The organism is Rhizobacter sp. (genome assembly GCA_021153565.1).
GTDB lineage: Bacteria > Pseudomonadota > Gammaproteobacteria > Burkholderiales > Burkholderiaceae_C > Albitalea.
The window spans coordinates 26142-38259 of sequence record JAJKJU010000227.1 but is presented as its reverse complement, the minus strand read 5'-3'; the positions used below and the strand labels follow the sequence as shown (position 1 = coordinate 38259).

The window sequence follows — 12118 nt, the reverse complement described above, 5'->3', positions numbered from 1 at the left end:
TTATTAAGTTAGCGCTTATGCCCTTCGGGGAGAGGGCTGGGGTGAGGGGCCTGGGCCTCTGAGCAAACATGAACTTGTCATGCGTCAACCCCGCCTTCTTCGAACCTCGTAGGGGAAAAATTTGCTCCAACGGCCATCTTCCGCGTGTCCAGCGTACGTAAAGGTCAGCACTCTGGGAGGGCTGCGGTAAGGCCTTTGGCCTCTGCAGATCTGCAGAAGCAAGCGGCCCGCCCTTGGGCGGCCTCGGGCTTTGCAGTCGAATGTGCGATGGTCGCCTGCGTGGAGTACAAAGCGTGTCGGGCAGAGACCGTCATCACCTCGAAAGGAATCGACATGAGCGAGAAGAAAGCGACTGTGCATTGGGAAGGCCGAGGCAAGACCGGCCAGGGCAAGGTCAGCACCGAGACCGATGCGCTAAAAGGTTATCCCTATGGGTTTGCAAGCCGATTCGAGACCGACAAGCGCGGCACGAATCCGGAAGAGCTACTCGGAGCGGCCCATGCTGCCTGCTTCACGATGGCGTTTTCGTTTGCTTGCGACAAGGCCGGGTTCGGCACGTCGGCAGTGGACACGAATGCGAGCGTGAGGCTGGTGCAACAAGGCGAAGGATTCGGCATCGATCGCATTGCGCTGACGATGCAGGCGAGCGTGCCGGGAATCACCGAAGAGCAGTTCCAGCAGATCGCGCAAAGCGCCAAGGCAGGGTGTCCGGTGTCGAAGGCGCTGGGCGGAGTGCCCGAAATCACCTTGGTGGCGACCCTGAAAAAGTAGCCCGGATGCAACCCGAGTTTGCAAACGGGGACTGGCTTTTGTGGAAACGCTGAATCCCGGGTTTCACCGGGTCTCATCATGGGAAGGCTGGCTTCGACTTCTACTTCGGCTTGCGAAACTCGTCGTCTATCCACGCCGACGCGCTTGACGCATTGAGCTTGAAGCCCGGCCCCACGCGAACCTGAGCGAGTTGCTCGCCCAGCGGATCGTGCGCGGTCAGTATGGCGTGCGGATCGTCTTCGTCAGGCACCACATCCAGCGTCACGACGATCTTCGATCTCGCGGTCGACACGTCGATGCTTTTGTGATGCAACGCGTGGAGTTGTTGCTCGTGCCTGCGCAACACCTCGGATGCAGTCTTCACCAGGGTGTTGAACGCAGATGTGTCGAGCGGCTTGGGATTCTTCTTGTCCCGCCCCATCGTCCACGGCCCGACCAGTGCCGGCTCGGGTTCGCCGTCCTTGATCATCTCGACGGCCCAGCCGTCGTCGTCTTCGTTCTTGACGACGCGGGCAGTCCAGCCGTTGTCGCGCCAGAAGCGGTTTTCGTGAATGGGGTCGGCGTCGAGGGTGTCATTGCTTGTCATCAGGGCATCTTAGGACATGGCACCTCAACAGGGACGGATGACGACAACGATCACAGTGCCCGCACCATCTCGACGTGCGCAATCCCCGCCTCCTCGAACACCGGTCCACGCTCGCTGAACCCCGCTCGCGCATAGAACGGCGCCGCCGATGTCTGCGCATGCAGCACCACCTCGTGCTGGCCCTGTGCCCGCGCCGCCAGCATCACCGAATCGAGCACGCTACGCCCTACCCGGCTGCCTCGCATGCTCTTCACGACGGCCATGCGGCCGATCTTCGCCACGCCCGGTACGTGCTCCAGCAAGCGGCCGGTCGCCAGCGGCACGCCGAAGCGATTGACCGCAACGGCATGAATGCAGCTCGCATCGGCTTCGTCCCACTCCATGTCGGCGGGAATCTTCTGTTCGTCGACGAAGACGGAGGTCCGGATGGCCCGCGCATCGCCACCGAGTTCGTTCCAGGTGCCCACACGCACATCCACCCTGGGCTTGCCCGCTTCGAAGGCCTGCAGCACATCACGCAACTCCTGTGGCACCGGCTTGGACGTCTGAGTGGCCGGATCGGCGAAGACGTAAACCAGTTCACCGCTCACAAGCAGCTCGTCCTGCCTGAAGACACCGGCCGACATGATCATCGACGAGGTGCCGACACGCGTGCAACGAATGCCGATCTCGAGCACGTCGTCGTACCGCGCTGAACCCTGGTACTCGAGCGTCGACTTGCGCATGTACATGTCGCCGCCAAGGTACACCACGGTCTGCTCGTACGGCAAGGCAAGTGCCCGCCAGTAAGCTCCGACGGCCGTGTCGATATAGGTCAGATAGTGCCCGTTGAAGACGATTTTCTGCGCGTCGATCTCGGCCCAGCGCACGCGGATGCGCTCCGCCAATCTGAAGTCTGCTCGCTTCATGGCTGAGAGGCTGAGAGTATTTCGAACGTGTCCGAGCAGCACGTCAAAAGGCGCCTGATCCAGGCGCAAAGCGCAGCCATGGCTTGGCTATGGCGAGCATTTGCAACGACGAGCAGGGGGCTTTTGGCGTGATGAGCGGGCATGATCGAAAAACTCTCAGCCTCTGACCCGTCATGGTTCGAATGCCTGCTTCAGCATGGTCGCGGCGGCAGACTGAGCGTGATGGGCTTCGGGCAGCACGCGCCCGAGCTTGATGAAATCGTGGGTGACGCCCCGGTACAACTCGAGTTCGACATTCACACCGGCACTTCGAAGCTTGTCCGCGTAGGCCACGCCCTCGTCCACCAGCGGGTCGCACTCGGCCAGGATCACGCAGGCGGGTGCGACGCTCTCGACATCGTCAGCGAGCAGCGGTGCGAAGCGCCAGTCTTCACGCAGTCCGGCAGGGATGTACTTGTCGAAGAACCACGCAATGCCCTCGGCTTCGAGCAGGTAGCCGTTGGCGAATGTGCGGTGCGAGCGCGTGTCGGCATTGGCGGTCGTGCCGGGAGTGATGAGCAATTGCGCGCAAAGTGACAGGCCGATGTCTCGCGCATGGATGGCCGCGACCGCCGCCAAGGTCCCGCCGGCGCTGTCGCCACCAACTGCAATGCGCGACCCGTCGAGTCCGACGGTGTGGCCTTGGTTCGCCAGCCATTCCATGGCGGACCAACTGTCTTCCACGGCAACCGGGAATGGATGCTCCGGCGCGAGGCGATAGTCCACCGCCACCACCGCAGCGCCACTGCGCAGGGCGAGTTGCCGGCACAAACTGTCATGCGTCTCCAAGCCACCAATGACGAAGCCGCCGCCATGAAGGTACAACAGCACCGGCAGCGTTTCGCAAGTCGGCGCATACAGGCGAGCCGGCAGAGACGTTCCGTCGGCGGCCGGAATGGCGATGTCCTCAACCCGGGCCAGCGGCGCGCGCGGCACTTCGAGAATCTCGGACGCAGCCACGTAGGCCTCGCGCGCTTCGGGCACGCTCATGGCGTAAAACGGAGGACGATTGGCGCGGCGGACCTTGTCCAGCACATCGGCCATTCGAGTAGTCAACTTCGGGGGTGTCAAGGTCGGTTGCGAATGGTGGAGGACGGAGTAAACCGGGAAGGTGCAAAGGAATCGGCTGCGAGGATACTCGGAAGAAGATTCTTGGCGCAGCATCATGGCATTCATAGTTGAGTTCCGCATAGCGCGGAACACTGCACTAGACGGGGCTGGAGCGCGGCTTCCTGCACATCGAACGCGACCGCCACACCCAAGTGGTCGGTCGCGAGCGCTGGCGACATAGCGATATAGCAAAAAAGCCCGGGAGCCTTGCGGCTCCCGGGCTCCTCGGTGAGACGACGCGTACTTTACTCAGCAGTACTCAAGCATGCTTCGCGTCGAAGAACTGTTCGTCTTCCGTCGAGCCCTTCAGGGCGGCGGTCGAGGCTTCACGCTCGATCGTTGTGGTGACGGCATCGAAGTAACCCGTACCCACTTCGCGCTGATGTTTCACTGCGGTGAAGCCCTTCTCGGCAGCGGCGAATTCCTTCTCCTGAAGTTCAACGAAGGCGCTCATGTTGTTGCGCGCGTAGCCGTAGGCCAGGTCGAACATGCCGTAGTTCAGGCTGTGGAAGCCCGCCAGCGTGATGAACTGGAACTTGTAGCCCATGGCACCGAGTTCGCGCTGGAACTTGGCGATCGTTGCATCGTCCAGATTCTTCTTCCAATTGAACGACGGCGAGCAGTTGTAGGCCAGCAGCTTGCCCGGGAACTTCTTGTGGATCGCGTCGGCGAAGGCCTTGGCAAACGCAAGGTCGGGCTTGCCGGTTTCGCACCAGATCATGTCGGCGACTTCGGCATAGGCGAGGCCGCGGCTGATGGCCTGTTCAAGGCCGTTGCGGGTGCGGAAGAAACCTTCCACGGTGCGCTCGCCGGTGCAGAAAGGCTTGTCGTTGTCGTCCACGTCGCTTGTCACGAGGTCGCCGGCCTCAGCGTCGGTGCGGGCCAGCAGCACGGTGGGCACGCCGCTCACGTCGGCAGCCAGACGGGCTGCGTTGAGCTTGGCAACAGCTTCACGGGTCGGCACAAGAACCTTGCCGCCCATGTGGCCGCACTTCTTGGCGGCGGCCAACTGGTCTTCGAAGTGCACGCCCGCGGCGCCAGCTTCAATCATGGACTTCATCAGTTCGAAGGCGTTGAGCACGCCGCCGAAACCGGCTTCCGCGTCAGCCACGATCGGCGCGAAAAAGTCAGTGTCGTTCTTGCCTTCCGACCACTGGATTTCATCAGCGCGCTTGAAGGTGTTGTTGATCTTCTTCACGACCTTGGGCACCGAGTCCACCGAGTACAGCGACTGGTCGGGGTACATCTCGCCGTTGCTGTTGGCGTCACCGGCGACTTGCCAGCCGGACAGGTAGATCGCCTTCAAGCCGGCCTTGACTTGCTGCATGGCCTGGTTGCCAGTCAACGCGCCAAGGGCGTTGATGAAGGGCTCGGTATTGACGAGGTTCCACAGCTTCTCGGCGCCACGCTTGGCAAGCGTGTGCTCGATGGCGAGCGAGCCGCGAAGGCGCACGACGTCGGCGGCGGTATATCCGCGCTTGATGCCCTTCCAACGAGGGTTCTCGGCCCAATCCTTTTCGAGGGCGGCGATTTGCTGTTGGCGAGTAAGGTTCGTCATGTGGATCTCCTGAGGTAAGGACAGAAATTGAAAAAAACCGAATCTCTGGGACCAAGAATACAAAGGACGCAAGCAAATTGGAAGACTTATGTCTTATATAAGACATGAAATGTTCTCGTTAGAAATCAACGACTTAAAGTGCACATTGCATGATGCGAAATCCTGTTTTGCGGTCGCGAAAAATCTTGCGGCAATGCAGCAAGACTTATCTCGCGATATGAAAAGGCAATTTCTGATTGTGAAACGCCTACGAAAGCCACTTTGCATAGATCAAGACTGGTTTCATCGCCCTGCCGTTGTGCAATAGCCATGCCGGGGCAGACAGCCGATTGGCCTACTAGACTGCTCACAAACTCAATATAGGAGATCAACGCCATGACCAAAGACCTCGACGCCTACTGGATGCCCTTCACGGCCAACCGACAGTTCAAGAAATCCCCGCGCATGCTCGCCAAGGCGCAAGGCATGCACTTCTGGACGCCAGAGGGTCGGCAGATACTCGACAGCATCGCCGGCCTGTGGTGCGTGAATGCGGGCCACGGCCGCACTAAGATCGTCCAGGCGATCCAGGAACAGGCAGCCGAGATGGACTTCGCGCCGCCATTCAACATGGGCCATCCCAAGGCCTTCGAGTTCGCCGAAAGGCTGGTGAAGATCACGCCCGACGGCATGGACAAGGTCTTCTTCACCAACTCGGGCTCGGAGTCGGTCGAGACGGCGCTCAAGATGGCCATCGCCTACCACCGTGTTCGCGGCGAAGGCCAGCGCACTCGGCTCATCGGCCGCGAGCGTGGCTACCACGGCGTGAACTTCGGCGGCATCTCGGTGGGCGGCATGGTGGCCAACCGCAAGATGTTCGGCACGATGCTCTCCGGCGTCGATCACATCCGCCACACGCACGATCCGCGCAACTTCAACACCCGAGGGCAACCTCAGCACGGGGCGGATCTGGCAGACGATCTCGAACGGCTCGTGGCGCTGCACGATGCGTCGACGATCGCCGCAGTGATCGTCGAGCCGGTGGCCGGGTCGACGGGCGTGCTGATCCCGCCCAAGGGCTATCTGCAACGCCTGCGCGAGATCTGCGACAAGCACGGCATCCTGCTGATATTCGACGAAGTCATCACCGGGTTCGGCCGGCTGGGTTCACCCTTCGCGGCCACGCATTTCGGCGTGACGCCTGACCTGATGACCGTCGCCAAGGGGCTCACCAACGGCAGCGTTCCGATGGGTGCGGTGTTCGCGAAGCGGCACATTCACGATGCGTTCATGAACGGACCGGAGCATTTGATCGAGTTCTTCCACGGCTACACGTATTCGGCTCACCCATTGGCATGCGCAGCGGGGCTCGCGACGCTCGACACCTACGAAGACGATGGCCTGCTCACACGGGGCGCGAAGATGGCATCGGCTTTCGAGGAGGCGGTGCATTCTCTCGAAGCGTTGCCAAACGTGATCGACGTGCGCAACATCGGACTGGTGGGTGGTATAGAGCTGGCGCCGATCGCGGGCGAGCCCGGAAAGCGGGCCTTCTCCGTGTTCCTGGACTGCTGGGAAAAAGGGCTGTTGGTCCGCACCACCGGCGACACGGTGGCGCTGTCGCCACCTCTGATCATCGAGGGGTCGCACATCGATCAGATCGTCGGGACCTTGGCGGATGCGATCAAGCGGGCGGCATGATGTATTACCGCCTGCATCACATTACTAACATGCAGGCACACGCCATTGCCGGTCTTTCTGGCATAAGCAACACTCTGCGCCACACGCCATGAAGCGCAAACCTGTTGTCATCATTCCTTCGTGCAACCGGGTGCTCGGTCAGCACCCGTTCCACGTCGCGGGAAAAAAATACGCCGAGGCGGTTCGGCTCGCCGGTTGCCTGCCCCTGGTCGTTCCCGCGATCGCCGGCGATGAGATTGACGACCTCCTTGAAGTCGCCGACGGTGTCCTGCTGACGGGGTCCCCCTCCAACGTACACCCGGTGAACTTCGGCGAGGACGTCCACGACCCTACCCTGCCGCTGGACCCCGAGCGTGACAACTGGACACTGCCCCTGATTCCTCGTGTGATCCAGCGCGGTATTCCGCTCTTCGCCATCTGCCGAGGTTTCCAGGAAACGAACGTGGCCCTGGGCGGAAGCCTTTACCAAGCCGTCCACGAAATGCCCGGACAACGCGACCACCGAGGAGCCAAAGATGCCGCGCCCGAAGTCACGTACGGCCTGGCCCATGTGGTCGAGGTGCTGCCAGGCGGATTGCTTGCTGACGTGCTGGGCGCAGGCGAGATCGAGGTGAATTCGGTTCACGGACAAGGCGTGAACCGCCTCGCCGATGGGCTGCGGGTGGAAGCCCTTGCCCCCGACGGACTGGTGGAAGCATTCACCGTCGCACATGCACCCGCCTTTAACCTCTGCGTGCAATGGCACCCCGAGTGGCAGGCGGAATCCAACCCCGTCTCGATGCGGCTTCTCACCGCATTCGGCGACGCCTGCAGAACTTACCGGGACCGTCATCGAGCCATGCCTGAGCCGGACCGCTAGGTGGCTTGTCGAAAGCCCCGACAGCAACCGAACGGATGAAATGACCGCGCCGGCCTGCGGCGCGCGAAGACTCAAACAGGTGACTTATGGTGGTTCGAGACAACTTCACATTCAGCGAACTGGAACAGTGGCTCAATGAACGGCGGGTGACCGAGATCGAATGCCTGGTGCCCGACCTCACCGGGGTGGCGCGCGGCAAGATCCTTCCCAGAGAAAAATTCACCGAGGATCGCGGCATGCGCTTGCCCGAGGCCATCGTCGCCATCGGGGTGACGGGTGAATTCCCCGAGGAGGGGCCCTATTACGACGTGATCCACGCGACCGACCGTGACATGCACCTGCGACCCGACCCGAGCACGGTACGCATCGTGCCGTGGGCGACTGACCCGACGGCGCAGGTCATCCACGACTGCTTCGACCGTGACGGCAACATCATCAGCTACGCGCCGCGCTCTGTGCTGCGCCGCATCTGCAAGCTCTACGACGATGAAGGCTGGGACCCGGTGGTGGCACCCGAGCTCGAGTTCTACCTGGTCGAGCGCAATGCCGATCCGAACACCCCCTTGCGACCGCCCAAGGGCAGAAGCGGTCGGGCGGAGACATCGCGGCAGGCCTATTCGATCGACGCGGTGAACGAGTTCGATCCGCTCTTCGAGGACATTTACGCGTATTGCGAGAAGATGGAGCTGAACGTCGACACGCTCATCCACGAGGTCGGCGCGGGGCAGATGGAAATCAACTTCTTCCACGCGCATCCGCTCGGGCTGGCCGACGAGGTGTTCTTCTTCAAGAGAACGATCCGCGAGGCCGCCATGCGCCACGAAATGTTCGCGACCTTCATGGCCAAGCCCATGGCGAACGAGCCCGGCAGCGCCATGCATGTGCACCAGAGCGTGTTGAACAAGAGCACCGGAAGGAACATCTTCAGCAACGAAGACGGCTCGCCGTCCAAGGAGTTCTACTGGTACATCGGAGGGCTGCAGAAGTACACGCCCGCAGCGATGGCCTTGTACGCGCCCTATGTGAATTCCTATCGACGGCTCACGCGCTCGACGGCCGCGCCCATCAACATCCAGTGGGGCACCGACAACCGGACCGTGGGCATCCGCTCGCCGGTGGCAACGCCCAATTCACGCCGTGTCGAGAACCGCGTGATCGGCGCCGATGCGAATCCCTATGTCGCACTCGCCGTCACCCTCGCCTGCGGTTATCTCGGCATGAAGAACAAGATCGAGCCGGGGCCGGAATGCACGGGCGACGCGTACCTGTCCGAGTACCAGTTGCCACGTTCGCTGAGCGAGGCCTTGAACTGGTTGGCCGACGAGCGGGACCTGCACGATGTGCTCGGCAAGTCTTTCGTGACGGTCTACTCCGAGGTGAAGGAGATCGAGTACGAAGAGTTCATGAAGGTCATATCACCCTGGGAACGCGAGCATTTGCTCCTTCATGTGTGAACACCCATCCCATCAAGCCCATGAGACAACGAACCACATCCGAATGGCAGGCCGCCGACGCCGCGCACCACCTGCATCCCTTCACCGACTTCAAGGCCCTTGCGGCCAAGGGCACGCGCGTCATCACGAGCGCAGACAACATCTATCTCCGGGACAGTGAAGGCCACAAAATTCTCGACGGCATGTCGGGCCTGTGGTGCGTCAACGTGGGCTACGGGCAGCAGGCCTTGATCGACGCGGCCACGGCACAGTTGAAGCAGCTGCCCTTCTACAACTCCTTCTTCCAAACCACGACGCCTGCGGCCATCGAGTTGGCTGAACTGCTGGCGGAAGTGACGCCGCCGCAGTTCAGGCATGTGTTCTTCGCGGGCTCGGGCTCGGAAGGCAACGACACCATCGTTCGCATGGTGCGGCGCTACTGGGACGTGCTCGGCCAGCCGCAGCGCAAGGTCATCATCAGCCGCAACAACGCGTACCACGGCTCGACGATGGCCGGGGGGTCGCTGGGCGGCATGAGCGGCATGCATGCGCAAGGCGGCGTGATGCCGGACATCGTGCACATCGAGCAGCCATTCTGGTTCGAGCATGGTCGCGCGTCGGCCAGCGTCGATGAGTTCGGGCTGAAGGCGGCATCGTGGCTGGAGGCGAAGATCGTCGAGATCGGTGCGGACAAGGTGGCAGCCTTCATCGGAGAACCGGTTCAAGGCGCTGGCGGCGTGATCGTGCCGCCGGCGAGCTACTGGCCGGAAATCCAGCGCATCTGCGACAAGCATGGCGTGCTCGTGGTGTCGGACGAAGTGATCACCGGTTTCGGTCGCACGGGGCAATGGTTCGGCTGCGAGACCTTCGGCTTCAAGCCCGACCTGATGACCTTTGCCAAGGGCGTGACCTCGGGCTATATCCCGCTGGGCGGCGTGATGGTGGGCGATCGCGTGGCGAACGTGCTCATCGAGCAAGGCGGAGAGTTCAACCACGGCTACACCTACAGCGGGCATCCGGTGGCGTGTGCGGTCGCCATTGCGAACATTCGCTTGATTCAGCGAGAGAAGTTGGTTGATCGTGTGCGCGAGGAATTGGGCCCGTACCTTGCGACATGCTTCGCCGAACTGGCTGAACACCCGCTCATCGGTGAAGCGCAGACTTGCGGAATGATGGGCGCGCTGCAACTCGTGAAGAACAAGGCGACGCGTGCAGTGTTCGATTCTTCACTCGAAGTTGGCATGGTGTGCCGCGGGCATTGCTTCGGCAACGGGCTGATCATGCGGGCAGTGGGCGACAGAATGATCGTGGCGCCACCGCTTGTGATGACGATTGCGCAAGTGGATGAGATGGTGGGGTTGATCCGCAAGTGTCTGGATTTGACGCTCGCGGACGTGAAGCAACGCGGTTGGGACTGAGAGAGTTGGAATAGGAATCGAACATGGCCACACCAAGCATCGACTGGCGCGCACGCGCCGCTGAACTTCGAATCGACGGCCGCGCTTACATCGGCGGGCAGCGCGTCGAGGCACGCACCGGAGAGACCTTCGATTGCGTCTCGCCCATCGACGGGCGCGTCATTGGGAAAGTTGCCCGCGGCCGCGAGGCCGACATAGACGCCGCAGTCGCCTCAGCCCGCCAGGCTTTCAACGATGGCCGATGGGCCCACAAGTCGCCGGCGCAGCGCAAGAGGATTCTCCAGCGCTTCTCCGAAAAAATCCTTGCCACCAAAGAAGAGCTTGCCCTGCTCGAAACGCTGGACATGGGCAAGCCGGTGCAATACAGCCTCAACGTCGATGCGCAATCCACAGCGCGCACGATGGCCTGGTACGCAGAAGCCATCGACAAAGTCTACGACGAGATCGCGCCCACGCCACGATCCGCGCTCGCACTCATTACCCGCGAGCCCATGGGCGTGATCGGCGCCATCGTGCCCTGGAACTACCCGATGATCATGGCCGCGTGGAAGCTCGGCCCCGCCTTGGCCGCGGGCAACAGCGTGGTGTTGAAACCCAGCGAGAAGTCACCGCTGACGGCATTGCGGCTCGCCGAGATCGCCGTCGAGTCGGGCTTGCCCGAAGGCGTGTTCAACGTGGTACCAGGGCATGGTGGCGAAGCCGGCGAGGCGCTCGCCTTGCACATGGACGTGGACGCGATCGGTTTCACTGGATCAACTCGCGTTGGCCGCAAGATGCTCGAATACGCGGGCCGCAGCAACCTCAAGCGCGTCTTCAACGAACTGGGTGGAAAGTCGGCCTTCGTCGTGTTCGACGACTTCTCCGACGTGACACGCGCCGCGAAGACGGTGGCGGGCAGCATGTTCTTCAACCAGGGGGAAAGCTGCAATGCGCCCTCGCGCGTGTTCGTGCACGAGCGTATCGCGGACGAGTTTGTGAAGCTGGTGGCGGCCGAGGCGCCCAAGTACCAGCCGGGCGACCCCCTGTCGGGCAGCGCGGAGATGGGCGCCATCGTCGACGAAACGCAATTGCGCACGGTGCTGGGCTACATCGATTCAGGACATGAGGAAGGCGCGAAGATAGTGGCCGGCGGCGAGCGAGTTCGCGCCGAGACCGGCGGCTATTTCGTGGAGCCCACGGTGTTCGACGGCGTGAGCAACCAGATGCGTATCGCGAGAGAGGAAATCTTTGGACCGGTGCTGTCCGTCATCCGCTTCTCGAGCGAAGACGAAGCCGTTCGCATGGCCAACGACAGCAGCTATGGCCTGCAGTCCAGCGTCTGGAGCGACAACATCAACCGCGCACATCGGGTCGCACGCGCCTTGCGCGCTGGCACCGTGCACGTGAACCAGTACGACGAAGACGACATCACCGTGCCTTTCGGCGGCTTCAAGCAAAGCGGCAACGGCAGGGACAAGTCCTTGCACGCCTTCGAGAAGTACACCGAAATGAAGACGACCTGGATACGGATCGACTTCTGACCATGGAAGGAGGCTTCGACAAACTCAGCCCGAACGGAATTGGGTGCGAGTCCGTAAAGACCCCAAATCAGTTTCAGGCTGAGCTTGTCGAAACCCTTTCTGAGTCCCACGCACCGCCTGGACGCGGTTGTTGTTGTGGATGCCAGTAGTAGTCAGCTTTGGATATCGGCTGCGCGCACGCCGGCTTTAGGGTGGGGAAACACGGATATGTGTCCATAGGTTTTTGTGGGAATTGG

10 protein-coding genes are annotated in these 12118 nt (G+C 61.7%); 6 read left to right on the top strand and 4 right to left on the bottom strand.

Annotated elements, in window-relative coordinates; all coding sequences use genetic code 11:
* Positions 1 to 333 precede the first annotated feature (333 nt).
* Entirely contained in the window at positions 334 to 771 is a 438-nt protein-coding gene (locus tag AC30NL_RS14510) for an OsmC family protein (RefSeq protein ID WP_489464706.1), read from the top strand.
* 100 nt (positions 772 to 871) lie between these two features.
* Here AC30NL_RS14510 and AC30NL_RS14505 read toward each other — a convergent pair whose 3' ends face one another.
* The 4 genes from AC30NL_RS14505 to aceA all read right to left on the bottom strand — a co-directional run bounded on the left by AC30NL_RS14505 (position 872) and on the right by aceA (position 4972).
* Positions 872 to 1357 carry a hypothetical protein gene (locus AC30NL_RS14505; RefSeq protein ID WP_489464705.1) on the bottom strand — a complete coding sequence of 162 codons (486 nt, stop codon included), beginning with the start codon at positions 1355 to 1357 and terminating at the stop codon, positions 872 to 874.
* Between the two features lie 50 nt (positions 1358 to 1407).
* Positions 1408 to 2265, bottom strand: coding sequence for a YbgC/FadM family acyl-CoA thioesterase (locus AC30NL_RS14500; protein ID WP_489464704.1), 858 nt, complete (start codon positions 2263 to 2265; stop codon positions 1408 to 1410).
* A gap of 171 nt (positions 2266 to 2436) precedes the next feature.
* On the bottom strand, positions 2437 to 3348 hold the full coding sequence (locus tag AC30NL_RS14495) for an alpha/beta hydrolase (RefSeq protein WP_489464703.1): 912 nt from the start codon (positions 3346 to 3348) through the stop codon (positions 2437 to 2439).
* 325 nt (positions 3349 to 3673) lie between these two features.
* Complete coding sequence (gene aceA, locus AC30NL_RS14490) at positions 3674 to 4972, bottom strand: isocitrate lyase (RefSeq protein ID WP_489464702.1); 1299 nt, start codon at positions 4970 to 4972, stop codon at positions 3674 to 3676.
* A gap of 375 nt (positions 4973 to 5347) precedes the next feature.
* Between aceA and aptA the strand changes: the two genes are divergently transcribed.
* The 5 genes from aptA (at position 5348) to AC30NL_RS14465 (ending at position 11882) form a co-directional block, all read left to right on the top strand.
* Entirely contained in the window at positions 5348 to 6652 is a 1305-nt protein-coding gene (gene aptA, locus AC30NL_RS14485; RefSeq protein ID WP_489464701.1) for an omega-aminotransferase AptA, read from the top strand.
* Positions 6653 to 6740: 88 nt separating this feature from the next.
* Positions 6741 to 7511 carry a gamma-glutamyl-gamma-aminobutyrate hydrolase family protein gene (locus tag AC30NL_RS14480; RefSeq protein ID WP_489464700.1) on the top strand — a complete coding sequence of 257 codons (771 nt, stop codon included), beginning with the start codon at positions 6741 to 6743 and terminating at the stop codon, positions 7509 to 7511.
* An 86-nt stretch (positions 7512 to 7597) separates the two neighbouring features.
* Entirely contained in the window at positions 7598 to 8965 is a 1368-nt protein-coding gene (locus AC30NL_RS14475) for a glutamine synthetase family protein (protein WP_489464699.1), read from the top strand.
* 20 nt (positions 8966 to 8985) lie between these two features.
* Positions 8986 to 10362, top strand: a complete 1377-nt coding sequence (locus AC30NL_RS14470; protein ID WP_489464698.1) for an aspartate aminotransferase family protein — start codon at positions 8986 to 8988, stop codon at positions 10360 to 10362.
* A 23-nt stretch (positions 10363 to 10385) separates the two neighbouring features.
* Entirely contained in the window at positions 10386 to 11882 is a 1497-nt protein-coding gene (locus tag AC30NL_RS14465) for an aldehyde dehydrogenase (RefSeq protein ID WP_489464697.1), read from the top strand.
* Positions 11883 to 12118 lie beyond the last annotated feature (236 nt).

What these genes read in the sequence shown, in the direction of transcription:
- AC30NL_RS14510 (WP_489464706.1), top strand. Translation starts at nt 334, where the DNA reads ATGAGCGAGAAGAAAGCGACTGTGCATTGGGAAGGCCGAGGCAAGACC.
- AC30NL_RS14505 (WP_489464705.1), bottom strand. Translation starts at nt 1,357, where the DNA reads ATGACAAGCAATGACACCCTCGACGCCGACCCCATTCACGAAAACCGC.
- AC30NL_RS14500 (WP_489464704.1), bottom strand. Translation starts at nt 2,265, where the DNA reads ATGAAGCGAGCAGACTTCAGATTGGCGGAGCGCATCCGCGTGCGCTGG.
- AC30NL_RS14495 (WP_489464703.1), bottom strand. Translation starts at nt 3,348, where the DNA reads ATGGCCGATGTGCTGGACAAGGTCCGCCGCGCCAATCGTCCTCCGTTT.
- aceA (WP_489464702.1), bottom strand. Translation starts at nt 4,972, where the DNA reads ATGACGAACCTTACTCGCCAACAGCAAATCGCCGCCCTCGAAAAGGAT.
- aptA (WP_489464701.1), top strand. Translation starts at nt 5,348, where the DNA reads ATGACCAAAGACCTCGACGCCTACTGGATGCCCTTCACGGCCAACCGA.
- AC30NL_RS14480 (WP_489464700.1), top strand. Translation starts at nt 6,741, where the DNA reads ATGAAGCGCAAACCTGTTGTCATCATTCCTTCGTGCAACCGGGTGCTC.
- AC30NL_RS14475 (WP_489464699.1), top strand. Translation starts at nt 7,598, where the DNA reads ATGGTGGTTCGAGACAACTTCACATTCAGCGAACTGGAACAGTGGCTC.
- AC30NL_RS14470 (WP_489464698.1), top strand. Translation starts at nt 8,986, where the DNA reads ATGAGACAACGAACCACATCCGAATGGCAGGCCGCCGACGCCGCGCAC.
- AC30NL_RS14465 (WP_489464697.1), top strand. Translation starts at nt 10,386, where the DNA reads ATGGCCACACCAAGCATCGACTGGCGCGCACGCGCCGCTGAACTTCGA.